Here is a 26,120-nt window from a genome sequence, read left to right as displayed (position 1 = left end):
GAATGACCAAAACCCGCATCCTTTTACTAAAAATGCGGGTAGTCAAAAAATATTTTACCGTTAATAAATGATCCACAGTTCATGTCTATCGTATTTAGAGAGGTGAAGCAAAGAAACTTATTCACTAGTGAAAATCGGAACATTCATTGTTGTTTCTGCAGGTTTCGTTTCGACGATGATTTCACCATTTCTAATCGAATAGAGGACTGGAGATTGGCAACGAATAGCCTCGTACTCAGAATCGGTATTTATGACGATCAAGTTCGCCTTGTTTCCTTCTTCCACACCATATTCTACTTCAATTCCTAAGGCCTTCGCTCCATTCGTTGTAATGAGTTCGAGCGCAGTCACAATATCGTTATAGCTCGTCATATGACAAGCGTGCAAACCGATTTCGACCACATGCATTAGATTCCCATCGCCGAGGGGGTACCAGGGATCCATTATCGAATCCAGCCCAAAGCAGACATTAACCCCCGATTCTAGCAGCTCTTTTACACGCGTTAGACCTCGACGTTTAGGATAACCATCGAACCTCCCTTGTAAATGCAAGTTTGCTTTCGGGAGAGCAACGAAATGAATATTCGACTTTTTCAGTGTTTGAAAAAGCTTGTACGTATAAGCATCATTATAAGAAGCCATTGCGGTTGTATGGCTCGCCGTTACACGATCTCCTATCCCTAATTTAAGAGCTTCGGCTGCAAGCACTTCTAAATATCTAGATTGTTCATCATCAATCTCATCGCAATGGATATCAACCAATTTTCCATATTTGTTCGCTAACTCGAGGGCTTTGATCACTGAGCGTACACCGTCTTCACGGGTTAATTCATAATGGGGAATTCCGCCGACGACATCAGCCCCCATTTCGAGCGCTTTTTCTAGCAGCTCCTCTCCTATTGATTGGGTATAAAGCCCTTCTTGGGGAAGTGCTACAATCTGCAAGTCCATCCAAGGTTTGATTTCTTCTTTTACTTCCAGTAATGCTTCTAACCCTTTAAGTGTTGGCTCGCTCACATCTACATGTGTTCGTACATGCTGAATACCATGTTTCATCTGCATTTTCATCGCGCTCAAGGCACGGTTTTTAATATCCTCTTTTGTCTCGTTGACCAGTTTTTTTCTTTCAGACCAAATCTCAATCCCCTCAAACACGGACCCCGATTGATTCCACCTAGGCGTTCCTACAGTGAGTGCATAGTCTAGATGTATATGTGGTTCGACATAAGGAGGCAATACCATTTTTCCATTTAGATCGATCACGTTTTCATTACTCATCTCGCGGGTATTTGTAACCGGCGTAATCGTTTTTATTTGGTCTTTTTCAATTTCAATATTCCATCTGCCTTCTTGGCCGTAAAGCTTTGCATTTTTTAAAAGCATTCGCAATCACTCCTTTATCTTTCTTTTGGAAGGCCTCTGCTCCACTGAAAAGAAAATAGGCTTATCTGACACGATCATCAAGATAGACTTTAGTATTTCTTAAGAGCTTTCATCATGAGTTTCCAAAAACCTTCTACATCAAGGCCTATTCCAAACTTAGCATTGACCTTTCTTCCCGTGACCCCATGTAAATCAATTAGGGTTGTTCCTGCAGTAAACTCCCCTTTCGTTTCCACCGCAATATTGACATCTTTCGTCTCAAACAATTCTGGTGCCACACAATAGGCTACAGTCAATACATCGTGTACGGGTGCTCCGTCAAAATCAAACATTTCTTTATAGGTTGATCTGAAAAATGCTAATAACTCACCAACTATTTTAGCGACGTGATTATCAATTTTATTCACTTGATCGATAACCTCTTCGGTTGCTTGGGCTTGATGTGTGATATCTAAACCCATAACTACTGTTGGAATACCGCTGTCAAAGACCTTTTTGGCCGCTTCCGGATCAGCCCAAATATTAAATTCAGCTGTTGGCGTCCAGTTACCAAATGTTCCGCCACCCATAAGGACAATCTCTTCAATGTTATCTTTAATTTCTGGTGCTTTTGTTAAAGCTAAAGCAATATTTGTCAAAGGGCCTGTTGGAAGAATGGTCACTGGCTCATCAGACTCTTTTAAAAGTCTGATGATGGTATCAGAACCATGTTCCTTACTCCAGCTGCGAGAAGGTTCAGGCATCTCTGGACCATCCAAACCTGAGTCCCCGTGAATACCAGGTGCTGTTTCTCGTATTCGAACCAAAGGCTCACTCGCCCCTTTTGAAACAACGACATCAGTTAATGAAACTAAATCACAGACCTTTAATGCATTCATCGTCGTTTTTTCAATTTCTGCATTTCCAGAAACGGTTGTGATCCCCAAAATCTCTAAATCTGGTTGTACAGCAGCTAAAATCATCGCAATAGCATCATCATGTCCTGGATCACAATCCATAATAATTTTTCTAGTATTCATCACCATCCACCTCTCTATTAAAACTAAATGACTAAACCGATCATTGTACCGGAAATGACCGAAGCTAGTGTGGCACCTAATAATAGTTTTAAAGCAAATTTCGAAACATAATTACCTTGTTTTTCACTGATTGATCTGATTGAACCAGAAACAATCCCCACCGTACCAAAGTTTGCAAAACTAACTAAATAAACGGACACAATAGCTACAGTTTTCTCAGAAAGATTATTTGCAATTTCACCAAAGCTTAACATGGCTACAAACTCATTCGTAACAAGTTTGGTTGCCATGATTCCACCTGCTTGTACAGCTTCCGCCCATGGAACACCCATTAGGAAAGCAATAGGCGCGAAAATATAGCCAATAATCGTTTGGAAAGAAACTTGGAATATACCTAGAAAAATAACATTAATCAATTCCATCAAAGCAATAAATCCCAAGAGCATAGCAGCAACGGTAATCACAATTTTAAATCCATCCATAACGCTGTCCCCGACCATTTGAAAAAATGGAACTCTTTCATCTTCCTCAACCTCAATTAAATCATCATGATCCTCCAAATCGTATGGATTAATAATATTAGCTACGATAAGTGCACTAAAAATATTCAATACAACAGCTGTTACAACGTATTTTGGCTCTAGCATGGTCATATAGGCCCCAACCATCGCCATACTTACTGCACTCATGGCTGATGTACAAATGGTGTAAAGTCTTTTTGGAGGTAATAAAGGAATTTGTTTGATAATAGTTAAGAACACTTCGGGTTGTCCAAAAGTAGCTGTGGAGACCGCAAAATAGCTTTCCAGTTTTCCCATTCCTGTTATTTTACTTAAAAATAAGCCTGTATATTTAATGATAAAAGGCAATACTTTAATATAATTAAGGATTCCTATTAATACGGATATGAAAACAAGCGGTAATAACACTCCGATGAAAAACGTTGTCGCCCCTTCATTCACCAATCCACCGAATACAAATTGAATGCCTGAATCGGCAATCTTCATTAACTTTTCAAAAAACACACCCACACTGGAAATAACCTCTAAACCTATACTAGTATTCATCATGAAATAAACTAAAATGAGTTGAACAGCTAGCATAGTCAGAATACGCTTATATTTAATTTCCTTTCTATTATTACTAAATAAAAAAGCAATAACAAAGGCTAGCAAAATCCCTGTTAGTAAGAAAATAATATTCATGTTTAGCCCCTCCCCTTGGCAGCGTTTTCAAACGTTTTTTAAAAAACAACTCCTACAAAGTATGGTCGTTATCGGTTTTGTAACCATTCACTTTATAGAAGTCGCGTCTACCCGAAATAGGAACGTATCTTATATTACTTAACTTGGTTATTGAAACTAACTGCGATCTGGGTTCCTACTTTAGCATTGTGCTTGACTAATTCTATATTGGCATCAAGGCTTTTACCATCTGTTAATTCTGTAATTTTACCAAGCAAGAATGGTGTACTATCTTTACCTAAAATATGATTTTCTTCTGCTTCTTTAATCGCCTGATTGATAATTCCATTGATATAGTCTTCGTCCATAGCATGTTCTTCAGGGATTGGATTAGCGATGACGGCTCCACCCTTAAGATTTAAGTCCCATTTAGTCTTCAATGTTTCAGCAATCACATCAACTGAATCAGTAGAAGAGTGTAATTGATGTTCACTTGTTCTCGTGAAGAAAGCCGGTAGAACTTCCGTTTCATAACCAATAACTGGAACTCCCTTTGTTTCAAGGTATTCAAGAGTAAGCGCTAGATCCAGGATTGACTTGGCCCCTGCACAAACAACCGCTACATCTGTTTGAGCTAATTCTTCAAGGTCAGCTGAGATATCCATCGTTGTTTCTGCCCCTCTATGAACGCCGCCGATACCACCTGTTACAAAGACCTTGATGTCTGCTAACTCAGCACAAATCATAGTTGTAGCAACAGTCGTCGCCCCTAGTTTTTTAGTAGCAACAATTTGAGCTAAATCACGTCTTGATACTTTCGCAACATCTGAACTATTACCGAATAACTCCAATTCATCATCTGTTAAACCAATTTTAATTTTTCCGTCCATGATCGCAATGGTCGCTGGGACAGCACCGTTGTCACGAACAATTTGTTCAATCTCACGAGCCATTTTTATGTTTTGCGGGTAAGGCATACCATGAGAAATAATTGTAGATTCTAAAGCAACAATAGCTTTCCCTTCTTCTTTTGCCTGTTGTACCTCTTTAGATAATTCAATATATTGTTTCATTTGAAAATTCCTCCATATCTAATTCAAATTGTTTTGGGGATAATTCTTGTCTAACGGTAGATTTTGACAGAATGGTTTTATGTGCGTTAACCAAACCAGATTTTATAATGTGATCTAATTCTCCTCTTTGTAACCAGGAATAAATAACTCCTGAACAAAATGAATCTCCTGCGCCTGTAACATCAACAACTTCAGGTGTTTCAATAGCTCGGTAGCTATGAATCTCTCCATTTGCCCCACCTGCAATGACACCGTTTGATCCATCAGTTACAATAACGTTTTGCACTCCTAACTCTAACCACTTCTTAACTGGGTCTTTCCGATCTTCCTTATCATCAATCGTAATATTCATAAAAGCTTCCGTTTCACTCTTATTTACAATGAGCCAATTTACTCCACTCAAATCTTTTGGAAGCCGATTCATTTTAGGAGTCGAAACAGGGATAATGACTAAAGGAATATGATGTTTAGATGCAAAGGAACAAAGAAAATCAACTGTTTCACTTGGACAATTCAAGTCCAGTACAATACATTTAGCTTTGATAAGAATATCGATATTTTTCGAAAGAAGCTCAGGTGTAAGATGATCAAAAATGTCCATATCCGCTAAAGCAATAGATAAATCACCGTTTTTATCTAAAACAGCTGTGTACGAACCTGTCGATGAGTTCTCAATCTTAGCGACATAGTCTAGATTCATAAAAGGCGAGGATAACTGGTCTATATCCAGCCAGTCTGAATCATTGCCTCTTACTGAAAGCATTATCACTTCTTCGCCTAATCGACCTAAGTTTTCAGCGATATTTCTTGCTACTCCACCAACCGTCTGGGAGGATTTTACTGGATTAGAAGTTTTGCTGACAATTTCATTTTTGGCATATAATTTTTTGTCAACGTTCACTCCCCCTATACAAATAATAGGGGATTTTTGATTTTCCTCATTTAAAACGGTAGTCAAATTTTTCACCCCCCACAAACAAATGTTAATTAATTAAACATATGTTTATTATATGCTTACATTTTTATTTGTCAATGAACTCTTAAACTTCATGAACCACATTTTTTTTGCTTTTCCCCAACAATATATTCTGACTTAATGTTGGTGCACACATCCCCACAATAATGATTAATACACCCATCATTTGGGGCACAGAGACCGTTTCATTTAACAACATTACGGATACAAACATTGCGATTGGCAATTCAACTGCACTCAGTATGGATGAAGTACCTAACCCAACTTTTGGAATAGCAATACTAAATAAGAAAACCGGGACAACCATACCGAATAAGCCCAACGCTAAACCATAGATCCAAAGCCCTTCACCAAACAGTGTCCCATCCCAAATTATTTGTGGAGACTGAAAGACAACCGTTGTTATAAAGGCAAAAAAAGAAACCAATACTAAACGATTAGAAGTTGTCATCTTTGCATTTGATCTGCCATTAAAAAATAAGAATAGGGAATAGCAAAGGGCTGCTACCAATCCCCACAACCAACCTTGAATCGCTATTGTCGATAAATCGACACCAACTAAACCAGCTGCCGATATGGTTCCTACAAACAATAGAGATAGGGAGATATATTCTATCCTTCTCGGAAATTGCCGTTTTGCAATGCATGAGATTAACATACCTATCCACGTAAATTGAAATAAGAGCACGACGGCCAAAGAAGCAGGTAAATAATTTAATGAAAGTCCATACGAAATATTTGTCAGTCCTGTTAGAATACCTGCTGGAATAATATTTTTAAGATCACGTACATTCAATTTTTTCTTTTGGATAACAAAAATACAAACGGCTATAGTAAATCCGAAAACAAACTGGCTTGTGACAGCTTGGGAGGCTGAAAAACCCCCACGCATGGCCAGTTTTATAATGGTTGAAACTATACCGTAGCTACAAGCTCCAATAACTACCAACGAGGGATATAAGTAGACCTTTCTCATTGATTTTTCCCCTTTCATTTCTTAGATATCGACAGTAACTTTACCAGCATAAGTCATGTGTAGTCTTTTTATTTAAATCTCAATTTAATTTAAAACAAAAGTTTACCATAAGGACAATTGTTAGTAAATACTAAATAATCTTTTCCTCAGAACAAAAGCGCAAGCGCCCCGGTAGACACGACAAGCATAAGACAAGCGGTGCAGTGGAGTGGTGTTTCTCCACGAAGGCGATTGACTTATGTCTCGAGTGTCTGGGTGCTGGAGCTGGATGTGGCTAACTTCATGTAAGCTTATCCACATGCAAATATTTTTATAATTTCCTGGACGACAAAAAAACCGATACTTCCTTGAAGTAGGAAATATCGGCTGTTTCTTCATTCTTTTCTAAATTATTCAAAACATTTCTCAACAAGTGAATAAAGTTGATCTGCTGTCAAATCAGCATTTGTCTCCGATGTTTGCCATGTGATAGCTGACGCTGCCATCCCCAAACGTACAGCCTGTTCAAAAGAATCACCATGACTCAAGCCGAATAAAATGCCGCTTACTAAGGATTCCTCTACTCCTGTGCTATCTAGAATATCAGTCTGTAATGGAAGAAGATGCTCCTGTCTTCCATCATGAGCTGTCCACAATACTCCCTGTTTGCCCATTGTGATCATAACCTGATTTACACCTCTTTGTGTGATTAGCTCGGATGCTTGTTTGCAGTCTTCAACTGTTACAATCTCCGTTCCCGACACTGCCGACGCTTCATCACGATTCGCAATCAGTAGATCTACACCATGTAAATTAGATGGGAGCCTTCTCGCTTTTGGTGCTGAAACAGGGTTAACACATAAGGTTAGCTGCTCTTTTTCACACCTTCCAATGAGATAATCCAGGGAGTCTTCTGGCAGATTAGAATCGGCGAATATGATATGAGATGATGCTATATGCGACCAACGTGCTTCCATGAATTCAATGCTGAACTCGTCATAAATTTGCATATCAGCTACAGCCAGGATCATCTCACCCGTATCACTAAAAATAGATGTATAACTTCCCGTCTTTTCCTTGTTCATTGCCAAGCATTGGCTCACATCTACTCCGTAGCGCTTAGTTTCCTCCAACAGCCATTTTCCTTCCTGGTCATCACCGATTAGAGTAATTAATGAGGCTTCGCATCCTAGCCTGCCCAGATTCTCTGCCACATTCCGGGATATCCCTCCGCTGGACTGTTTAACGGATGCAGGGTTGGAAGTGCCATATTGGATCGGCTTCATCGTTTGTGACTTCCGATCTATATTTGCTCCACCAATACAAGTGATGCGTGATTCTTCTTTTACTATGTATGCGCGGCCAACGATTTCCCCTTTTTTCGTTAAAGTGGATATATATCCGGCCACCGCTGATCTGGAAAGGCCAAGTTTTTTTGATAATTCTTGCTGAGAAATAAATGGATTTTCTCTAATTAAAGCCAAAATTTGCTGATCCTTGACCATATACCCCACCCTCCCCTTTATTTTCACCATCTTTTTGTAATATAGAGTATAATACTTACCACTAGTTGTTGGCAACTTGAATTAAGCATGAACATTTAATTGAGGCCACAATCGGCATTAATGAAGTCCAATAGTATTCATACATGCACATCCCCCTTTTAGGTGAATATCTTAAAGAGGTAAAGGAGGAATTTTCAATGCATAATAATAACGTACACGGAATGCAATATGAAAATCAAATGCACCCAGGGGTTCAGGGTGCATATCAGGACGGTGATATAAAAGAAAAATGTAAAAAGTATATGCAATACCATGTTATGGGGCAAATGACAGACGGGTCACATGTTGAAGGTATTATTACAAATATGGACGAAAATAACGTAGAAATGTTGGTTCCTGAAGAGGTGGATGGATCCAAAGTAAATAGGCAATTTGGCTATTGGAATGATTACAACGATTACGACGATTACGACTACGACGATGGATATAATGGTTACCGAAGATATCGTCGATACCGTCGACGTCGTTTCCCCTATCGTTTTTTCAGAAGACTATTTCGCTACCCCTACTATTACCCTTACTATTATTAAATAGGGTATCAACTACATTTTATATATAATAAAAATATATTGAAACAACAAAGCCGATGATCCTTAGGGATCATCGGCTTTGTTGTTTAGTACACATATTTGCAAGGACCAGTTTCATTGCTTCTATTGCTAAGCAATTTGTTTACAATACAACCTTAGCGTTGCATAAATCTATTCTTAATTGTCGAGAGCCTTTTTAGCCTATCCAGTTCATTCAACTGGGCAATGATAAATAACTGAAGAAACTTATGAGCTGTTAACTTTTTAACGTACCGGTCAATATCTGCCACGTTAATAATCTTTAAGAATTTCTTTTCATCTACGACTTTTACGAGTTTGATGAAGTGGGATAATTTTTACCCCACTTCATATTCAACTTAACTCGAAAACCGGGTATGTATTGCATTAATATTAGTATACAGATAGACAACCTTTATAGTGAGTTGATGGGAGTAGAAACAAAGATAAGATCCTACTATCAAAAAAATAAAAAACAAGGCGCCCCAACACCTTGGATACAGAATGAGTTTAAATTAAGCATTACCGTCCTCTTTGATTAAGAAACGCTATCAGCATACCTAAGCTCAACATTATGCTTATCGCTTCAAACGGAGTCACAGTAATCACCCCAATACTAGGTATTACTCATTCTGTGCATAGTACATGCACTTTGTATTGTAACATATATTACAAACTTTTTACCGAATATTACAAAAATATATACAAATTCCCCAGGCGTATTCTCACCCAATTTTCTTTTATGAAGGCTTAGGTCTAAACAATTCCATAAGGTGTTCATATAATATTAATGTAAAACCTCGAAAAGGGAGGGATAGATATGGGCTTTGGATGTGGTGGTTTTGGCGGCTACGGCGGCTATGGTTATAAAAAAGGCGGTAATGACTTTGCGCTAATCGTTGTACTGTTTATCTTGCTTATCATTGTTGGCGCAGCAATGTTTGACGACAAAAAGTTCTGTTAAGAATTAACGAGAAATTCCGTTGTATTCTTATTAATTGTTGTAAAAAACAACTTCCGGAGGATTTATCCTGATCACTCCAGAAGTTGTTTTTTAGTAAATACATAGGAAAGTACTACGTTCGTTAAGGACTAACCCCAATTCTGAGAAATATCACCAAAAAGCTGGCTATTGACGTTAGTCTTGCTTGAACCGGCGTAATGCTTCCTGAAAAAGTTGTAGATGGAAGACATCATCCAGGCCTAATCGTTCCACTAAGTCTATGACAAAGGGATCAGTCAGTTGGTCAACTGTATCTTCATATAGCTGAATAATGGCTTTTTCCGCATCAATATTACCTTGAAGCCGGTCTTTCACATTCGTCCCGTAAATAGCCAGAGATCCGTCCCAGAATGTTTTATTTGAATCAAAGTATTTTGGGTTGCCACCCAGTTCATCAATCAATCTTGCTAACGTTCGAACATGAAATTCTTCATTTAACGTAACACATTCAAGTAATCGACTAAAGATTGGACTTTCATCCTCTGATACAAGAAATTGATAACGAAACGAATTGACCGCGGTAAATTCACTGATCGCACCTGCATAGAGATCAAGTAAAATTCTAGCTTGTTTCTTATCCTCCTCTTGTACCTTTAGGGGAGGGTAGCGTAAACCAGCTGAGCACGTAAAAAAATCGAAATCCTCTCGTCCCTCAATAATTTGGTCTAATTTTCGATCCACACGTTTTCTAAAAGACCCTTCATAAGACATAATGTACACTTCCTTTCCACTGTTTAGTGTATATTATTCTAAAAGTTATGAAGCATGCAGGTTTAAAGTATGTAGTTGTTTAACTTCAGCCCATTTTGATGAAGAATACTTATGTAAATTGTCTCCGTGATCTGAAATTCAAAGTCCTTCTTTTACATATTTTAAATAAATCGTGTATATGAAAAAGAGTTTGAAGACCTTTGGAAAGAAAGCAATCATGAATTTTTGTTTTGTGGCAAACGCTTTTACCATACTCCCCCTACAACTTGGCAGAAACGTTTCACAAAAAAACTGCCGTTCATTTCATTCTATTACAACTGGCACTACTAAAGTGTGAATATCACTTTCGTTAACTTTAAATAATTTAGCGTTTCCATACTCTAAGTCACTGGTATGTACATTTACATTACCTTGATCAATTTTCTTTTGGAACATTTTCTTAAACTTTTTTAATTGTCCAGGGTTAGATACCTCTGTAAAATTTTCAGCTTGACCTTCTATATTTATTTATATTTTTAGAAAGATCTGGACTAGCAAAACTATTGTTTGGTAGAAAGGCAATAGTTAATATTAAGATAATAGTACTTATAATCAATTTTTTACACACAAATCTCATAAAACTTCCCCCTTAATTAATTCCAGTTTGCTACCGCACAACCACCAACTGCTCCAATGTCATAGCCTACTACAGCTGCTAAACAAGCCAAACACCCAACTCCTGCTGTGAAATAGCAAGCAATACCGTATGCACCAGAAATAAAACTAGCGGCAATACCCGTTATACCCATACAAGTCAAGAATCCCTTAAAATCAAGGCCAGCCGTTGATACCATGGAGTCATCTTTACTTTCTTGATATTTTTCAGCTGTTGTAAATGGCTGATCTGTTAGCTCATTCATATAACCCTCACCATTTAAATACATCAATATATGAAATGTGCCTTTGTCAGATTCCTTAACTTGCATGTAATTTCAAGACTATATTAATAGTTTTGGGAATACCTGCTAGACTAATATAACTACAAATAAGAAAGAGTTTATTTAACAAACCAGCCAGATCGTATTGTGAAGTAAGGAAGGTAATTAGATGGTTCATCTTGAAATTGTAAGTTATGCCAGAACAACACGCCGCAAATGAATTTTGACCAAAGGGATTATCTATTAAAGGGATTAAATTGGAGGGAATAGGAAATGGATGTAAAGACACTTTTGTTACAACAATGGGCAAGCTGCTTAGATGAACAAGACTGGTTTCCACCACTTGAAAAAGTGCTAGAGAATATCACTTTTGAACAGGCAATTTGGAAACCAGCTGATGGGGCAATGAATTCCATTTGGGAATTAGTTTGTCATTTACTTTTCTATGAAAAAAGATTTCTGATGCGATTTCTTGGTGAAACAGCGAATGAACCCCAGGCAGAAAATAATAAATCTACATTTCGATTACCAACTGAGACGTTAGAAAATTGGAAGGAAACAAAACAAGAATACTTTTATGTTCATCGTGAACTTGGAAAAATACTAGCAAAATCAGAACATGAAGATTTGTATAGACAGATCCCAGGAGAAGATAATTCATTAGTGCTTGAACTGAAGAGTTTAGCAATGCACGACGCATATCATATTGGACAAATTGTATTCCTAAGTAAAATGCAAGGAGCTTGGGCAGGGAAACGAAGCTTTTAAAAAAGCTTCATTAGCTTTACAGTTATTCCATAGCGCTCGTTTATCGAATAACGCGCCCTTCTGTTAAAGGGGCCAGATCGTGGCATAAAGGAAGGGTCGGATTTTTCAGGTGGATCTTACATATTAAAATGTTATTATTCATTTTGGGGAGTGGAGATATAAATTGGAAATAACACTGCAACCGAATTATGGAATGACTATTCGCGAAGGAAGGAATTACTATGAACAAGCGCATCACCATTATAATCAGCATTGCTATCATCGCTCTTGGGGCGGCTTTCTTTTTCATCCGTTCATTGGGTGATAATACAAATGATAAACAAGCAGACCAACAACCAAAGAATCCATCATCGGGGCATGAAAATGAAGAGGTCCAGGAGCCGGAAGCAGCTTTGGACAACATATTCAACTTAGCCAAACAAGGAAAAATCCCGGACAGCAATATCGTTGTCGGTGAAACGACCACCGATGCGGTGCAAGAAACTTTTGGGGAACCGGACAAGACCACGGATACGGATGTTGGTCGTTTTTTGAACTATCCGTCACATGACATTGATGTCGGTACTACAGACGATATTGTGTCCGATATGCGTTCATCGCAGGATCAATTCACGTCGTTCGATTTTGATACAATTAAATCATATAAAAAATCCGATGATACGCGTTACTACCAAGACGAAGATTACAATCAAATCATTCTTGTCTATGAACTTTCCAACAATTATGTCTTGAAATGGGTGTTGCCGAATCCTACCGGTGATTTTGATAACCCAGATGTGGATCATATTTCATTATCGAAGAAAATAGGTGGAGATGGTGTAAATGGAGAGAAAGGTGATGATTCTGGTGATATTGGCGACGAGGGTATGAGCCTTGATGAAAAAATCGGACAAATGATTTTCAGCGGAGTCGATGGAACGGAAATGACCGCTGAGACAAAAAACATTATTCAGAAGTATCATGTTGGAGGTATCATTTTATTTGCTAATAACATCGAAAGTAAGACTCAAACCGTCAACTTTTTAAATGAGATGAAAACTGCGAATGCTGACAACCCTTACCCATTGTTGCTGGGAGTCGATGAAGAAGGAGGAAGTGTGACACGAATGCCTGATGAGATAAAAAGTTTACCGTCGAGCCGTTCGATTGGAGAGCTGAACGATCCGGGTATGTCCTTCAAGATCGGTACCATCCTCGGTGAACAGATGAAAGCACTCGGTTTCAATTTGGACTTCGCGCCTGTCCTCGACGTTAACAGCAATCCAGATAATCCTGTTATCGGAGATCGTTCGTTTGGCGCCAACCCGAAAATCGTTACACGATTGGGCATCCAGACGATGAAAGGGATCCAGAATGAAGGGGTTATTTCGGTTATAAAACATTTTCCTGGGCACGGGGATACCAGCGAGGATTCCCACTTGGAACTCCCGAAGGTCGATAAAAGCTACGAGGAGTTGTCAAAATTAGAACTTGTGCCATTCAAGAAAGCTATTTCGGAGAGTGCCGATGTTAGCATGGTTGCACATATCTTGCTGCCAAAAATTGACGAAAATTACCCTGCATCCATGTCGAAAAAGGTAATCACGGGCATTTTGCGAGAGGATTATGATTTTGATGGTGTCGTTATTACCGACGACTTGACGATGGGGGCAATTACGGATCATTATAATGTCGCTGAGGCACCAGTCCAGACAGTGAAAGCGGGCGGAGATTTATTGCTTGTTGCTCATAATCCAAATTTGATTTCCACTGTTTTTGATAAATTGAAAGCGGCTGTTGAAGATGGAGAAATAAGCGAGAACAGGATTGACGAGAGCGTCGAACGCATCACACATTTGAAAGCAAAATACCAGCTGTCGGATGAAAAGACGTCAGTACCCAATCCTCAATCGATCAATGAGAAAGTGGAAGCCATTTTGCAGAAAACATCCTGATCGTCGCAAAAGGAGTATGCTGCATTAGTTATATGAAGGGGCGTTTAAGCCTTTACAAAGGATCGTGAAAGCCTTCAATACTATCAACTAGTGGAATATTGCTTATTCAAGAAAACGGTGCATTTCTGGAGTAAGAATTCGCTCTTTATTTATGTATAGGTCCATTTAATGGAGTAACTCCTTGTGAAAAATTTGGAGGTTTGAAATAATTATTGTTAAGTTAAAGGTAAGGTACCCGGAATAAGGATTTTATGTAATTCACAAGTTTATTTAGGGAGGAATTAAATATGTACTTAAAAAGGACTTTAGTATCTGTTCTCTTGTCTTTGTCACTGGTGTTGATCGGTGGATTTGATAATGTGGTCGAGGCAAGTAGCTCATCTACCGAAAAAACGGTCAAGACAAAGGTTGATTTGGAAACTGTTAAGTATGAATTAGAGGTTGATCAAACAAAAAAAGAAGTCATTGAGGTTTTAGGAGAAGACAAAAGCGCTGTTATCAACATGTTGGACGGTTCATCAACATGGCGTTATGATATTAATACCGTTAAAGGATATTCATTTGAAACCAAATACGATATTGTTGACATTGAGGACATACAAAGTGGGGATATTCAACTTCAAGTTTTTATAGGATGGAATAAGGAGAGCAATAAAATAAATAGAATTGCTGCTTATTACTTAAACAAGAAAAATAAAAGAGTCTATGAATATCGAATGTACCCGGACGAAAGTATAAAGGAGAACCCAATCACATAAATTTGGGGCTGGGATCAGCCTTTACTCGAACTTTCAATTAAGCTACCCTGTCTAATCAATACCCAAAACGCGATACTCCGTTTTTTTTGCGATTATTACGGACTTTCTGGATGCTAAGGTAGAGATGAAGTAGAAAAGCCTCGAAGCGTTATAATTATTAAAATATCCCTCTTTACAAGAACCTTATTGTCCTTTTATATCTAAAGAATAAGAGACGCTGACATCATACTCTGTGTAAGTCTTAATAAAGGATTTAAAAAAGCCCTACCTGTTGACCTTCCATTAGCTGTTATTCATGAATAACAATGTTTTGATCTAAATTGCTTAATTCCCGTATGGGCAACAAGGTTCTTTGGGTGATTAAACTGATCGATTTCCCCACTTCGGAGATGAATCTGGCTGCAATCTTTCCGCCGATACCTGGGATCGATTGGATCAATCTATATTCTTCAAGTCCTTCTGCCAGGCATCTATCCCTTTCTCTAGTTTGGATAGATGCTCTTGGTATTGGAGAAGCATGATTATACATGTTTAGACTAACGATATGACTCATGTATAAATTACATTTGATAGGATTGCGCTTAGCTGCATCTTTTAGTTTATGAGCTTTCTCTAAACACCAGGATTGAGAGCGTTTTGCACCTCCTTAACAAATCTCTCTTGGGTGATATCATCTACTTTTTCATCCTTCACATCTTTAGAAGTGGGTAACGGCGTAAAATTGCTAATGATGTGGGTGAATATAAATCTCCGAAGACTCCTTTATACTCTGGGAATATCTGATCCAATATGGTTGAATATTACTATCCCGTCAAAGCAATAGATGTTAACTAAAATGGAAAATGAATTTGAAATAATATCAAAGAAGGGGTTAATATGAATAATTTTTATTGTGTTAATCTTTCCCTTCTATTACATAATATACGACACAGAACGGGGAATTACCTTCTGGCAGATCCATTCTCAGGTTGAGTTTTCCATTTTCTATCTCTGTTTGTAGTTGGTTTAATCGCATTGAGCAGGCCCCCATGTTATAATTATATTGTCATATTTCATTTGGTCAGGGGTCGCGCTCCTGGCTTTTTTTGTATATTTGTTCACTATAGTGTTTATAATAGTAATGGGCACAAGGTGTGCTTTTTGCTCAGATTTACATACCTCCTTGCCCGACTATCTGCTTTGTCTCAATTGCTGAAGCAAATTGCTTCGGCTTTTTTCATACCTAATTCTTTTCATTTGCATAGGATAATTTAAAGGACCGTTTAGGTGTGCTTAAACACCCTCCAATTTTCATCCTAATATTCACAAGGGTTTTTGCGTCTCAGTTACCGAAGCATTTGCTTCGGTTTTTTTCGCATAAATCTAGTAGACAAGTATTAATATTGTACTCTGTAGTTTCCTTGCTCATTTTCAAATAAGTCTGACTTGTGCCCTCGCTCTTGCTATAGTAACCACATACTATGAACTATCACCTGATAAAGGGTGTTTAATATATGATTATCATGGCGGATGTGGATCGATACGTTGGACTGCTTTTTCAGGTGGATAAGATGACGGGTGAAGGTTTTTAATAAAAATCCAACACCCTCACCAGCCATAGACTTCTTTCTAATTTTGATACAGGAGACTCTTACCCCTTGTCTTCTGTATCATTTTCAATTCTGTGCTCCTCCTCACAGATACTCAATGATTTCCTCAGGTGTAAACCCACTATTTCTATGAATGGCTATCTCAATAGGCTGCTCTATATCTCGATGCTCCTCTAACAGATTTTGAGACTCAAACCAGGAATACTTGTGAAAGCTCTGGATACATCTAACATAGTCAGACCACAATTTTCGCTTTTGAGTAAATTCCTTGCTCCTTACTCCTAGAATCTCGATCGGTGATATTACCTTTTCGGGAATCATTACTTTTAGCTGCACATACTTAGAATCATCATCTGGTTCTTGAATGTCTGTATCCACTTGTTCAGGCAAATTAGGTCCAACATCGTTAAAGAGAGATAATTGTTCAAAATTCAATTGTTCCGGATCATCATCGATGACCTCTTCATGAATTACTTGGAAGAATTCTGCCTTAGCACAGGAAAAGTGAGCCGTTGGCCGATCGAACCTTGAAACATAGAAGGCCAAAGGGCCATTTAGGAAGACAAAATATTCACGGCCCTCTTCAAGACTTGACGTACCTGTAGCATCCAGGCAAATCGCCTTCATGCTGCTCCCTCCCCAATCAATTTTTCAATCACTGGTAGATAGTCTAACGGAACCCCATTTCCTGTCCTTATTTCTGCAACTGCATAGTAATTAAAGTCTTCAAAGGGAATGGACTTTCGTCCACCTAGCTTAGCGTGCTCTACATAGTGCTGCACCACGGAAAATGGCACAAGGAAGACCTCCTGAACTCGATTAGAAAGAAGCAAAGCGCTCCGGCTCGATCCGCCTGGTATAAGTAATCCATCTGATGCTGATGTATATTTTTCAGGGGAAACCGTTTCTCCCTAGTCGACTTCGCCTCAAAACAGATTGCTCGCCCCTTGTACACACCGTCATAGTCTACCGTTGACTTAGATTCATAAAATCCACTCAGAACCTTCGCTCCTTTCGATTTTATGACCTTCACAGGAGTTGGGCGTTTATTGATAACGGCTAATCCCTTAAGATTATAGGTATCATTGGTTAGGTTAATTACTCAACTTCCGCGCTCCACTAAAAGTTGAATAAATAAGATATAAATATTCATGAGTAAAACCCAGTCATTACCCAGTCAAAATAAAATACAATAACTAGGATCCACTGTGGATCTATTTAAAATAAAAGAACATTATCATAGGTGTATTAAAGCATTTTTTTAAGGTGAATATAAAATGTACATTGTAGAACCATCCTCAAAATAATGAAGGCCTTCTTGGAATCTACATTCTCTCGATAGCCTCCTAAAAGTTGTAATAATATATGCTGAAGCATTTTATCTTTTTCCTTTCAAATTTATAAAGCTTTTATCTAGGAAGGTCAATTTTTTTTTGACTAGTTTTAGCATAAACATACCAATACTGACCATTAAAGTCATTAATTAAAGAACTCATATCTCCTAGTTCAAAAAATTTAATAATGGTTCTTTTGCTATCTCCTCAATGTTTACTTGAACTCTTCCTTTTCCTCCAACCATTATTTCACTGATTACGTAGGGAATGAGATCATTATTAATACTAAGTTTCTGAACAAACCTATATTCTTTATGATTTCCAGAGCTTACTGTATCAAACACCCCAAAAAAGTATAGTGTTTTGAAAAAGCTACTAACACTTCTTCTAATAACACTTCTATCCCCATACTCTTTTTTTATATGGTCTATAAATTGTGAAACAAGGATAGAGTAACCTAAGTTATATCTTGCTGATAACAATTTAATAATTTTGAACCACTTCTACTTTTGAAATGATAACCGCCAAGTACAAAGGTTTTATTTCATTTAAATTGTAAGATCTAGTCAGGTTAACTAGTGGATCGAAGGGCAGTGTCTTTCTCGCGATCCTCTGAGCATTCCTGATTTAATACTTAGAATCAGCTCGCTCGAGCACGATTTCTTCCAAACGATTCTGCTTTACGATATCGACGTAAGATTCCCTGTTCCTAAACATCCATCAATTAAGATTCCAGTAACTCCTTCCTCTCTGATAAAGGAAGGTGCGTCACTTTCTTTTCCTCATGTTAGATGACCTCGAATACACTGAATTGGATGCAATGTCCGGAGTAGAATTGAAATGACATCCTCCAGCTGAAGTTCGTTACTTCTTCTATATGTACCACAGCGTAAACAGATCCTGGAAGTTACATCGATTTTATACCCCTTCTATGGCTTATCGTAAAGTAAAGCTTCTCCGCTGTTTTATGCATAAACCTTCTCAGACAATCTTGTGACAAAACTGTCCCGTTCTCCGCAGAACTGCTTCAACGTGTGCTACAAGTTCTTGTGAATCGAATGACTTTGTTAAATAATCATCAGCACCTAATTTTAACCCACCAATTTTAACATCAGTACGTGCTTTAGCCGATAGCATGATAATCGATACTTCATTTCGTTCCTGTTCCCGGGCGGTGCGAACTCATTCTCATTCCAAACTAAAGAGTATCGTAAGCCACTTCATCTGCTCACACGTAGTGAGTGTGAAATATTGCATCTACTGGCTAAAAAAACTGGGTCGAAGTGGTTTGACAGATAAAAAAGAGGCAATGAAAGAAAACTTCCCTCCATTACCTCTTTTTAATAAATTAACCCTTCAGGTCATTCATAAACAACTGGTGTTTTAACTAAATAATTGGTCTGTTAAATCAATAATTTAATAAAACTTTCTCTCTAGTTATTAGGGAAAACCTCCATTACTTTTCACTCTTATACACGGTCTTTCCGTTAACGATCGTCTCAAGAACTTTAATATCTTTTATTTTTGTAGGATCAATTGTTAACGGATCTTTTTCTAACATAACGAAGTCCGCAAATTTCCCTTCTTCAATAGATCCCTTGATATCCTCCTCAAAGTTTTGCCATGCTGCATCGATTGTTACCGCTCGAAGGGCAGTCATAGGATCCACCCGCTCATCCGGTCCAAGTACTTTGCCACTACGTGTGAGTCGGTTGACCCCAGACCATACAGCTTGTAACGGACTCATTGGAACAACCGGCGAATCTAAATGAATACTGTAACGAATCCCAAGCTCTGTAGCTGTCTTAAGAGGACTGATATTAGCGGCCCGTCCGGGTCCCATGAAGATGTCTCTGTGCTGATCACCCCAGTAAAAGGTATGCGATACGAAGAATGATGGGCTAACACCCAATTCTTTCATCCTTCGCAATTGATCTTCGGTAGCCATTTGAGCATGTTCAATTCGTAACCGAGCGTCCCTCTTACCAAACTCTTTTTGTGCAGCCTCGTAGGCGTCGAGAATGTCCTCTATCGCCTGGTCACCGTTACCATGGATTGCAATCTGATATCCTTGTTGATATAGTTCCTTCACACGGCTGAAAAGCTCTTCTTTCGAGTAATTCGAGTATCCCCGATAGTCTTCAGGATAGTTTGTCCCCTCTAGAAACTTGTAATACGGTTCCTTCAGATAACCACTATAGCCCTGTATAGACCCATCGTATACGGATTCACCGTACGCCCCTACTTTGAGCCATTCATTACCGAACCCAGTTAGTATACCGCCTTTCTGAGCAAATGTTGGGAGTTCACCCGATTGCATTGACGTTATACGGATGGGTAGTATGCCTTCCGTCCGCCAGTTTTGAAGATCCAGAATGGTCTGCTTGGAACCATGTGCGATCACAGAAGTAGTGACCCCAGCTGCCGTGTAAATGTCCATTGTCTTTTTGGCGGCTTCCATTTTTTGATCTTGTGTAAGCGGAGGTAATAGACTTGTAACGAGGCGCATCGCATTTGGTTCTTTAAGAAGGCCAGTCGGTTCACCGGTTTCCGGGTCTCTGACAATCTCAGCACCTGGTGGATCTGGAGTATCTTTGTTAATACCGGCAAGCTCGAGAGCCTTACTGTTGGCAACACCCATGTGTCCGTTAGCATGTTTTATCCAGATAGGATGGCTTGTAGAAACCCGGTCGAGATCCTCTTTCGTTGGATGGCGCTGTTCTGCTAGCAAAGTTTGATCATATCCCCCACCTTGAATCCAGTCCCCCTCAGATTTCGACTTACCTTCCTCCTTTAACGCTGCGATGAGATCGTCTACATTTTCAACGGTTCCAACTGGTGGGCCTTGTAGGTCGGCTTGAAACAGCTTAGCCGATCCTGAACCAGGTAAGTGACTGTGAGCATCAATAAAACCCGGCAACATGACTTTATTGTTTAAATTAACGGTTTCAGTATGACGTCCTTTCAATTTGCTAATTTCTTTATTCGTCCCAACTGAAATAATCTTACCATCCTTGACAGCCACCGCTTCAGCTATAGACGAATCTGAATCCATTGTGATAATTTTCCCATTGTAGTAAATGCTGTCAGGAGCAATAGGGTCAAGCTTTTTAGGTAGAGTTCCCATAGAAAAACCTACCAATGCTAACATTAAGACTAAAGAAAGTATAACCATTTTTTTTGCGCTTAAAAGATTCCTTTTCAAGAAATTATCCACCCTTCTTCAACTTGTTAAAACTCACCTCAATGATGTGATTGATTAAACCTACTGCCAATTCTTCTTTAACCCCCCATTATGTTGTCGCTTACATTTTGGATACCTAAACTTTCTACACAAACAAATAAACTCAAAAGTTCTTTCTTTATGATAACAAAAAAATTAACAATTTTCTAAATATTACATAAATAATCATAATAAAAATTCTAATAAGTGTTATTAGTATGTTTTATGAATGGCTACTTTTTTAACCTTCTTGCTTTCAGAGGAAAGGTTCGGTTATGTAAGGTTAGAAGATTTATAACGTTTTACCGTAAACTCACGATAATACAGTTCCTACCATATAAATCCCGGAAATTAGTACATTTTATACCTTGATATTTTATTTTGTTTGTACAGGTGTAATCTGTTTGAACAAATGAATGTGGCCACTATTTAATTTACATACAAATCTTTCAATGATTACCGTAGTGAAGCGTTTATAATTTAAACATAGGGTTAGGGTATGGATATCAAATAGATAGAGAAATTTAGAGACCTTTTCATTTGTAAAAAATAAACAACCACCGGAGTAATAGGAGGAGAGCTAGATGACAACTAGTCTTATATTGATAGATGACCATAAACTATTTCGTGAAGGTGTAAAGCGTATTTTGGATTTTGAGTCCAGCTTTGGGTCGTTGCAGAAGCCGATGACGGGCCTGAAGCGCTTGACCTCATAGAAAAAAATAACCCTGATATTGTTTTGATGGATATAAATATGCCTAACATTAACGGTATAGAAGCAACAATAGAGATTAGAGATCGCTATCCAGACTTAAAAATTATCATGCTTTCTATTCATGATGATCAAAACTACGTAACCCATGCCCTGAAAAAGGGAGCTCAAGGATACTTGTTAAAAGAAATGGATACTGATTCCTTAATAGAAGCGATTAAAGTAGTCTCCGATGGTGGGTCCTATTTGCACCCGAAAGTCACCCACGGGATAATGGTAGAATATCGCCGCCTATCAGAAAACATAGGGGTGAACCCATTCCTACCGATAGAGTTCCGTAAGCCGCTTCATCTGCTTACACGTCGTGAATGTGAACCAACGGTAATAGTAACCGTGTTTTTTCTGAATCACTTTATATTAGTGAGAAAACCGTTAAAAACCATGTAAGCAACGTCTTACAAAAATGCACGTCAACGACCGCACAGAGGCTGGTCGTTACCACCATTAAAAATGGCTGGGTCAAAGTAGTCTTATATAAGAAACCAGGCAATGGAGGAAGGTTCCTCAATTGCCTTTTCTAAGCTAGATTACCTGTAACCATTTATTAGGAGCTACTCCAAGTACGTCTCCGCTTTTTAGACTAACCCTACTATGTATCGAGTCTTATTACTTCACATTTTTCTACTAGCCAGAAATAATATACTAATTAGACTGAAAGCACATAAGGCTACTACAGGGCACGGATTACCTCCACCACTTGAAGAACATACGTGTTTTTGCCCGTATCTTCGATTAAATTCAATAAATTGGGGTATATTTTTATAAACTAGAAATTAGCTACTCAAGGGGGATACCTATGCCTAAAAAGTTGTTTGCCCAATGTGAGCATTGTCATCACTTATTTTTATCCAAATCTATTTAAATGGATGAACAAACCTTCCAAAATTCAACTATTGAAATCAATACTGAACCTTCCCGTTTGCCTAGAGAGAACAAAGGTTGACAAAAGTAATTTAGAATTTCATAAATAGGTTCGTGCGAAATAACATTTGGATATTTTCTTCCTAGCTCCCTTAAATCGTCGTAGGAAAGAATGCTGTGACTTTATTGCTTAAATATTTGGTTTAATCTTACTATGTATCTCATATAAGGGATATGGATTCTTTCTAATTTAGGATCTTGGCATTTTTAATTTTTCTTCTTGTTCTTTATATTCGATAAAACCAAATCGACGTAAATAGATCGCATTAAGAGCAAGCTTAAACCTTATTTCATCTAACGTACCAATTAGTTTTAAAAGTGTTACCGATTCATTATTATCAAATAGGAGAACGGCTAAACGTGCCAATAACCCTATCCCAACACTAAAATCTTGTTCTTCAAACATCTTGTTTGAGTCAAATACCCCTCTAGTTGTATCAAAATATGGGTTTGCTTTACGGTATAATTCTTCTTCGGCTGCCATAAGAAAAATGACACTTAAGTATTTTTTGTTTGTTTTATAAGTTTCCTGCTCCATCTTTGAACGTAATCCATAAAAGTAGTCTTCATGCTCTTGATCCAAGAAGAGATTAACCATATAAAAAACTCCTTTAAAGTAGAATTTGAATATATAATACCACTATTATGTATGTAGCTTTATTTCCAAAAATAAATACCATTTATTTCTTCTGAAAATTCAAACACATTTTTCTTATTTCTTCAACATTACTATAGATAACCCTTATAGTGAACACTCTAGTATTAGGGTGATTACTGTGACTCCGTTTGAAGCTTTATGTACGTTAGCAATACAACACGCAAAGTAACCTATTTTAACGCAGCATTATTTAACCTATTCCTAGACAAGAAAAACGTCACTCAGCCGTGGTCATGACATCATTTTCTCTCTTCAGGGGGTCTGTTTCAGTCATCTTATCGTTTAAAAAGGGTAAAGGTAGCATCCAACGATTATTCCGCCACAAGCAGACAAGGGGCTGATTTATGTTAAGGACTTCCCACGTCCATCACCTGTATCGATCGTCAACAAGCTGTCATGATCTCGAACGGCTCCATAGAAAATATTGGTCTGATCCGGATAACCAGCTGATGCCAGTTCTTTTTTTAACCATTCTTCGTTTTTGTTGATGAGTTTCAAATTTTGATGTTGAATTTTCCCTTCGATGATAACCGCAATCGGAAGCCCTTGGTATACCGTTTCAATCTTTAGCTGCTTGGGGGTGACAGGTGCAGCTTCTTGTTTTGGAAGAATACTAAGCTCACCGTTTGGTTCTATAATGGCATAGTCAATTAAGGCTACATCTGGATACCCTTTTTCCCGAATACTGGACAACAATTCAGCTAGCGCAAACCGAGAACGTTTTAAGTTTGCCTTAATAAGCTTCCCATGTTTAATCACGATCGTTGGTTCTCCGATAAAAATCTTATCTAACCAGTTGAAAAGCGTAAGTTTAGAAAAAGCGATATGAAGTACACTGACAACAATAAGGCCTACAATCGCGTAGGTAAGGTTTTCTGTCATCAAAGGGCCAATAGCCAATGTGACCACAAATAAAATACCCGCTAAATCATGAGCCGTTAATTGAGCAAAGGCTGACTTTCCCATGATTCGTATGATAACAATGGTTAGGATATATAATAGAATGGTCTTTCCTATAAACAAAAACATAAACTTGACCTCTCCTTCGGAAGTTTCCATCTATAGTATGCGCTAGTCTAATGGAAATATTGGATTCAATGTAGCCCATTGATACAATCAGCGTCATCATTATACTCTGAAATTACTTTGAAAAATAGATTCTCAGTCCGATTATTATCCACTTTTCACCTTGCTAACGGTACAAAAAAGTATCGTAGAATTATTAAATTTATCGCGGAGCAACACCTGATGGATAATATATCCAACCTTAACTGTATATTTTACAAGTATCATGGAGTGGCCTTATATAGACCCGGTAATTATTGTTGGCTTTTATAAAGCAAGGTTTGTTCAACCATCCACTTAATGAGTTCCTTCTCTACTTCCTTTAATTCACGCTTTAGCCTTTGTTTGAATTCATTCTCAAGGTTTTTATATAGTTTGTTTGTGTCCATTTCCCCTTCCAACATCCTTGTACATAATATAGTATTTGTTGTTTTTAAATGTAGTTCATTCTCCCTGTTCTATCAATGTAACATTTATGCTCATATTCCTGTTATTACAACAAGAAGGAAAAGTTATCACTCTAAGAACCACCCTAATTAACACTTTGTTCCTTATTTCTTTTAAATGTGATTACATATATACTCGACCAACTATGAGAATGTATTAAAATACCGTGAATACAGCACAAGCTGTATTCACGTATTTTCACATGTTAAATAAGAGACGGATATCATTTAGCTTTTTGCTTCAAACGTTTTGCAATCCGTTTCCTCTGTTGTTCTGGCTTTTGCTTGTTTGTGAGTAACCACGTATATCCGATCGGCGTTACAAACATTTCCCTCGCCCCAATATGTGCAGTTGTTTACCTCACAAAGTACATCTTTAGCCATATTAAACACCTCCCTCTCCTCTATCATTGACAACAAAACCTAAAAAAATAATAAAAGAGCAAAGTTGTGATAATCTGATCATTACTCCTTCCCTATCTCAGGCCTCCCCTATGTTCGCCCCATCACCGTTTGTTGGTCACTCGCAATAATTTGCGTGAGCTGATGAATGCTTATTGGCCGTGGAAAAAACACTCAACCCATCTTAAAAATTAGGCTGCCGGGGCCTTTAAACTGGGGAAATGAAGAAAATCAAACAGGTTGGTACCAAATCGATCAACCTGCTTCTGTTACAGGAACACAGGTCAGGAATAATTGGTGATTCCCACTTTGTCATTCGCGTACCGTAATTATATAAAAAATTCAGAATTTTTATTGAATACGCTTACATTTTACTTTATAATTTCATTAGAATGGTTCAATCATGAAATCAGAATAAAGAGAGGATTAAAGGAATGAAGCATATATTGTCTTGTAGAGTTTCCCTTCGATCATTGACTATGGTCAAGACTGTAGAGTTTTATCGACTATGTCGGAAAGTTAAAAGCAACATATACTTGTTTAATCATGAGATGACGTGTGAAGTAAACAGTCTAGCAAAGCTCATTTCATTTATCTTAACTTTAAAAAACCCAGATTCCCTCATTATTATTGAAGGTAAAGATGCCACATCAGATCAAGAATGTATAAATCATTTTTTAAATCTTCAAACAAGCCGATGCCCTGCTTAGTGAACTATGCCCCGATAAATAGACACTTAAAAAAGTCCGTTTATCAGCTTTTTTTATAGCAAAGGTACTTCAGTTTTTTTGGGAAATGGAACAATATATTTCCATTTCCGGTCAATGTAGGAAGTTCCCTCGACATTCTTTGAGCTTTTGAAAACATTGATGATGCTGGAGAAAAATTAGATTAAATAGTAAAAGGATCCGTAACA

22 protein-coding genes and 3 pseudogenes are annotated in these 26,120 nt (G+C 38.0%); 6 read left to right on the top strand and 19 right to left on the bottom strand.

Annotation, left to right across the window (positions count from 1 at the left end; all coding sequences use genetic code 11):
- Window positions 1-117: 117 nt before the first annotated feature.
- The 7 genes from codA to MUO14_RS21115 all read right to left on the bottom strand — a co-directional run bounded on the left by codA (window position 118) and on the right by MUO14_RS21115 (window position 8,095).
- Complete coding sequence (gene codA / locus MUO14_RS21145) at window positions 118-1,383, bottom strand: cytosine deaminase (protein ID WP_244752486.1); 1,266 nt, start codon at window positions 1,381-1,383, stop codon at window positions 118-120.
- A gap of 89 nt (window positions 1,384-1,472) precedes the next feature.
- A complete protein-coding gene (locus MUO14_RS21140) occupies window positions 1,473-2,402 on the bottom strand; it encodes a nucleoside hydrolase (protein ID WP_244752485.1) in 930 nt (309 codons plus the stop codon).
- Between the two features lie 23 nt (window positions 2,403-2,425).
- Window positions 2,426-3,607, bottom strand: coding sequence for a NupC/NupG family nucleoside CNT transporter (locus MUO14_RS21135; protein ID WP_244752484.1), 1,182 nt, complete (start codon window positions 3,605-3,607; stop codon window positions 2,426-2,428).
- A 134-nt stretch (window positions 3,608-3,741) separates the two neighbouring features.
- On the bottom strand, window positions 3,742-4,659 hold the full coding sequence (locus MUO14_RS21130; protein ID WP_244752483.1) for a pseudouridine-5'-phosphate glycosidase: 918 nt from the start codon (window positions 4,657-4,659) through the stop codon (window positions 3,742-3,744).
- Window positions 4,643-5,617, bottom strand: coding sequence for a carbohydrate kinase family protein (locus MUO14_RS21125; protein WP_244752482.1), 975 nt, complete (start codon window positions 5,615-5,617; stop codon window positions 4,643-4,645). Before MUO14_RS21125 ends, MUO14_RS21130 begins: the two co-directional genes overlap by 17 nt.
- Before the next feature lie 82 nt (window positions 5,618-5,699).
- On the bottom strand, window positions 5,700-6,611 hold the full coding sequence (locus MUO14_RS21120) for an EamA family transporter (RefSeq protein WP_244752481.1): 912 nt from the start codon (window positions 6,609-6,611) through the stop codon (window positions 5,700-5,702).
- Between the two features lie 389 nt (window positions 6,612-7,000).
- Window positions 7,001-8,095 carry a carbohydrate kinase gene (locus MUO14_RS21115; protein ID WP_244752480.1) on the bottom strand — a complete coding sequence of 365 codons (1,095 nt, stop codon included), beginning with the start codon at window positions 8,093-8,095 and terminating at the stop codon, window positions 7,001-7,003.
- Between the two features lie 197 nt (window positions 8,096-8,292).
- Between MUO14_RS21115 and MUO14_RS21110 the strand changes: the two genes are divergently transcribed.
- Window positions 8,293-8,685, top strand: a complete 393-nt coding sequence (locus MUO14_RS21110) for a hypothetical protein (protein WP_244752479.1) — start codon at window positions 8,293-8,295, stop codon at window positions 8,683-8,685.
- A 155-nt stretch (window positions 8,686-8,840) separates the two neighbouring features.
- On the opposite strand, the gene MUO14_RS24900 is transcribed toward MUO14_RS21110, so the two are convergent.
- On the bottom strand, window positions 8,841-9,026 hold the full coding sequence (locus tag MUO14_RS24900) for a DUF4372 domain-containing protein (RefSeq protein ID WP_396265859.1): 186 nt from the start codon (window positions 9,024-9,026) through the stop codon (window positions 8,841-8,843).
- 497 nt (window positions 9,027-9,523) lie between these two features.
- Here MUO14_RS24900 and MUO14_RS21105 point away from each other — a divergent pair, with 497 nt between their 5' ends.
- Window positions 9,524-9,667 carry a YjcZ family sporulation protein gene (locus MUO14_RS21105; RefSeq protein WP_244752478.1) on the top strand — a complete coding sequence of 48 codons (144 nt, stop codon included), beginning with the start codon at window positions 9,524-9,526 and terminating at the stop codon, window positions 9,665-9,667.
- Window positions 9,668-9,841: 174 nt separating this feature from the next.
- On the opposite strand, the gene MUO14_RS21100 is transcribed toward MUO14_RS21105, so the two are convergent.
- Window positions 9,842-10,417 (bottom strand): ferritin family protein, encoded by a 576-nt coding sequence (locus MUO14_RS21100; RefSeq protein WP_244752477.1) that lies wholly within the window; start codon window positions 10,415-10,417, stop codon window positions 9,842-9,844.
- A gap of 632 nt (window positions 10,418-11,049) precedes the next feature.
- Entirely contained in the window at window positions 11,050-11,316 is a 267-nt protein-coding gene (locus MUO14_RS21095) for a hypothetical protein (protein ID WP_244752476.1), read from the bottom strand.
- A gap of 291 nt (window positions 11,317-11,607) precedes the next feature.
- Between MUO14_RS21095 and MUO14_RS21090 the strand changes: the two genes are divergently transcribed.
- From MUO14_RS21090 to MUO14_RS21080, 3 genes are all read left to right on the top strand, one after another.
- On the top strand, window positions 11,608-12,102 hold the full coding sequence (locus MUO14_RS21090; RefSeq protein ID WP_244752475.1) for a DinB family protein: 495 nt from the start codon (window positions 11,608-11,610) through the stop codon (window positions 12,100-12,102).
- A gap of 221 nt (window positions 12,103-12,323) precedes the next feature.
- Window positions 12,324-14,036 (top strand): beta-N-acetylhexosaminidase, encoded by a 1,713-nt coding sequence (gene nagZ, locus MUO14_RS21085; RefSeq protein WP_244752474.1) that lies wholly within the window; start codon window positions 12,324-12,326, stop codon window positions 14,034-14,036.
- Between the two features lie 287 nt (window positions 14,037-14,323).
- Complete coding sequence (locus tag MUO14_RS21080) at window positions 14,324-14,794, top strand: hypothetical protein (protein ID WP_244752473.1); 471 nt, start codon at window positions 14,324-14,326, stop codon at window positions 14,792-14,794.
- 289 nt (window positions 14,795-15,083) lie between these two features.
- Here MUO14_RS21080 and MUO14_RS24895 read toward each other — a convergent pair whose 3' ends face one another.
- The 5 genes and pseudogenes from MUO14_RS24895 to MUO14_RS21055 all read right to left on the bottom strand — a co-directional run bounded on the left by MUO14_RS24895 (window position 15,084) and on the right by MUO14_RS21055 (window position 20,922).
- Entirely contained in the window at window positions 15,084-15,347 is a 264-nt protein-coding gene (locus tag MUO14_RS24895; RefSeq protein WP_396265740.1) for a hypothetical protein, read from the bottom strand.
- A gap of 1,120 nt (window positions 15,348-16,467) precedes the next feature.
- Window positions 16,468-17,010: a hypothetical protein gene (locus MUO14_RS21070; RefSeq protein WP_244752472.1), complete on the bottom strand. Its 543-nt coding sequence runs from the start codon at window positions 17,008-17,010 to the stop codon at window positions 16,468-16,470.
- Window positions 17,007-17,437 (bottom strand): annotated as a pseudogene (locus MUO14_RS21065) (Holliday junction resolvase RecU). The gene MUO14_RS21070 and the pseudogene MUO14_RS21065 overlap by 4 nt, the downstream one beginning before the upstream one ends.
- 1,264 nt (window positions 17,438-18,701) lie before the next feature.
- Window positions 18,702-18,887 (bottom strand): annotated as a pseudogene (locus MUO14_RS21060) (response regulator); the annotation flags it as partial.
- 286 nt (window positions 18,888-19,173) lie between these two features.
- Entirely contained in the window at window positions 19,174-20,922 is a 1,749-nt protein-coding gene (locus tag MUO14_RS21055) for an amidohydrolase (protein WP_244752471.1), read from the bottom strand.
- A 602-nt stretch (window positions 20,923-21,524) separates the two neighbouring features.
- On the opposite strand from MUO14_RS21055, the pseudogene MUO14_RS21050 reads away from it, so the two are divergent.
- A pseudogene (locus tag MUO14_RS21050) lies at window positions 21,525-22,233 on the top strand (response regulator).
- Between the two features lie 590 nt (window positions 22,234-22,823).
- Here MUO14_RS21050 and MUO14_RS21045 read toward each other — a convergent pair.
- From MUO14_RS21045 to MUO14_RS21035, 4 genes are all read right to left on the bottom strand, one after another.
- Window positions 22,824-23,231 (bottom strand): hypothetical protein, encoded by a 408-nt coding sequence (locus tag MUO14_RS21045; protein WP_244752470.1) that lies wholly within the window; start codon window positions 23,229-23,231, stop codon window positions 22,824-22,826.
- 402 nt (window positions 23,232-23,633) lie between these two features.
- Window positions 23,634-24,320, bottom strand: a complete 687-nt coding sequence (locus MUO14_RS21040; RefSeq protein WP_244752469.1) for a DUF421 domain-containing protein — start codon at window positions 24,318-24,320, stop codon at window positions 23,634-23,636.
- A 290-nt stretch (window positions 24,321-24,610) separates the two neighbouring features.
- Window positions 24,611-24,745 carry a hypothetical protein gene (locus MUO14_RS24435; RefSeq protein WP_255822140.1) on the bottom strand — a complete coding sequence of 45 codons (135 nt, stop codon included), beginning with the start codon at window positions 24,743-24,745 and terminating at the stop codon, window positions 24,611-24,613.
- Window positions 24,746-25,030: 285 nt separating this feature from the next.
- Window positions 25,031-25,186, bottom strand: coding sequence for a DUF1540 domain-containing protein (locus MUO14_RS21035; protein WP_244752468.1), 156 nt, complete (start codon window positions 25,184-25,186; stop codon window positions 25,031-25,033).
- Window positions 25,187-26,120: the final 934 nt, after the last annotated feature.

Source organism: Halobacillus shinanisalinarum (assembly GCF_022919835.1).
GTDB classification, from domain to species: domain Bacteria; phylum Bacillota; class Bacilli; order Bacillales; family Halobacillaceae; genus Halobacillus_A; species Halobacillus_A shinanisalinarum.
This window is presented reverse-complemented; position numbering and strand designations above follow the sequence as displayed.

Coding starts and splice junctions, on each gene's coding strand:
- codA (WP_244752486.1), bottom strand. CDS start 1,383: ATGCTTTTAAAAAATGCAAAGCTTTACGGCCAAGAAGGCAGATGGAAT.
- MUO14_RS21140 (WP_244752485.1), bottom strand. CDS start 2,402: ATGAATACTAGAAAAATTATTATGGATTGTGATCCAGGACATGATGAT.
- MUO14_RS21135 (WP_244752484.1), bottom strand. CDS start 3,607: ATGAATATTATTTTCTTACTAACAGGGATTTTGCTAGCCTTTGTTATT.
- MUO14_RS21130 (WP_244752483.1), bottom strand. CDS start 4,659: ATGAAACAATATATTGAATTATCTAAAGAGGTACAACAGGCAAAAGAA.
- MUO14_RS21120 (WP_244752481.1), bottom strand. CDS start 6,611: ATGAGAAAGGTCTACTTATATCCCTCGTTGGTAGTTATTGGAGCTTGT.
- MUO14_RS21115 (WP_244752480.1), bottom strand. CDS start 8,095: ATGGTCAAGGATCAGCAAATTTTGGCTTTAATTAGAGAAAATCCATTT.
- MUO14_RS21110 (WP_244752479.1), top strand. CDS start 8,293: ATGCATAATAATAACGTACACGGAATGCAATATGAAAATCAAATGCAC.
- MUO14_RS21105 (WP_244752478.1), top strand. CDS start 9,524: ATGGGCTTTGGATGTGGTGGTTTTGGCGGCTACGGCGGCTATGGTTAT.
- MUO14_RS21100 (WP_244752477.1), bottom strand. CDS start 10,417: ATGTCTTATGAAGGGTCTTTTAGAAAACGTGTGGATCGAAAATTAGAC.
- MUO14_RS21095 (WP_244752476.1), bottom strand. CDS start 11,316: ATGAATGAGCTAACAGATCAGCCATTTACAACAGCTGAAAAATATCAA.
- MUO14_RS21090 (WP_244752475.1), top strand. CDS start 11,608: ATGGATGTAAAGACACTTTTGTTACAACAATGGGCAAGCTGCTTAGAT.
- nagZ (WP_244752474.1), top strand. CDS start 12,324: ATGAACAAGCGCATCACCATTATAATCAGCATTGCTATCATCGCTCTT.
- MUO14_RS21080 (WP_244752473.1), top strand. CDS start 14,324: ATGTACTTAAAAAGGACTTTAGTATCTGTTCTCTTGTCTTTGTCACTG.
- MUO14_RS24895 (WP_396265740.1), bottom strand. CDS start 15,347: ATGAGTCATATCGTTAGTCTAAACATGTATAATCATGCTTCTCCAATA.
- MUO14_RS21070 (WP_244752472.1), bottom strand. CDS start 17,010: ATGAAGGCGATTTGCCTGGATGCTACAGGTACGTCAAGTCTTGAAGAG.
- MUO14_RS21045 (WP_244752470.1), bottom strand. CDS start 23,231: ATGGTTAATCTCTTCTTGGATCAAGAGCATGAAGACTACTTTTATGGA.
- MUO14_RS21040 (WP_244752469.1), bottom strand. CDS start 24,320: ATGTTTTTGTTTATAGGAAAGACCATTCTATTATATATCCTAACCATT.
- MUO14_RS24435 (WP_255822140.1), bottom strand. CDS start 24,745: ATGGACACAAACAAACTATATAAAAACCTTGAGAATGAATTCAAACAA.
- MUO14_RS21035 (WP_244752468.1), bottom strand. CDS start 25,186: ATGGCTAAAGATGTACTTTGTGAGGTAAACAACTGCACATATTGGGGC.